This window comes from Dubosiella muris, assembly GCF_004793885.1.
Lineage (GTDB): Bacteria > Bacillota_I > Bacilli_A > Erysipelotrichales > Erysipelotrichaceae > Dubosiella > Dubosiella muris.
The window spans coordinates 1-828 of sequence record NZ_SRYG01000055.1; the positions used below are offsets into that span (position 1 = coordinate 1).

Below are 828 nucleotides of genomic sequence, written 5' to 3' on the forward strand. Positions count from 1 at the left end.
TATTCAGAATTGCGATCAGTTGGGTGGGCCTTTGAGTTCTTGTACCAGGATCAGTCGAATACTTTGTAAGTGGAGATTCCATTCGCTCATTTTAGAAAGGACGGTGCTCTTATGCGCTATTTGATCGGCATCGATGTCAGTAAATTCAAACATACAGCTTCTGTCATTGATAATGATGGTGTCGTTTACGTTGAACCTTTTGACTTCAATAACGATATCATTGGTTTCCAATTGTTTTTATCTACCGTTTCCTCTTTCACCAATGATGATTACATTATCGGTATGGAAGATACTGGCCATTATGGCGATAATCTTCAACGTTTTCTTTTATCCAAAGAATTGAAAGTGGCCATGCTTAATCCTTTAGCTACCAATCATATTCGCTTGGCTTTTGGTAAAGCCAAGAACGACAAACTAGACTCGGTTACGATTGGTTCTGCCTTGGCAATGCCTAGACTTTATCGAATCATCAAAGATGATCATTTCTCTTATCATGAGATTCGCGAGCTTACTCGCTATCGTCTGCACCTGACCAAATCCAGTAATATCTACAAAAATCGATTGAAGAAGTTGATCGATATCACTTTTCCGGAATTTGATTCTTTGTTCTCTACCGCTTATTCAAATACCTATTTAAAGGTTCTCCATGACTTTCAGAGTGCCGAAAACATTGCTTCTACAGACATACGAACTCTTCGGAAAGCTTTGATCGTAGATAGAGGACGCTGCGTTTCTATCACTGCGGAAGAGCTCAAATCTGCAGCCAAACAATCGATCGGTCATTCTAATTTCGCAATGGAAATAGAAATCCGGCAGACTGTGGAGATG

1 protein-coding gene is annotated in these 828 nt (G+C 39.9%); it reads left to right on the forward strand.

The window, feature by feature from the left end:
• Positions 1–111: 111 nt before the first annotated feature.
• The coding region (locus E5336_RS12270) for an IS110 family transposase (protein ID WP_135981394.1) at positions 112–828 on the forward strand (717 nt) is incomplete at its 3' end.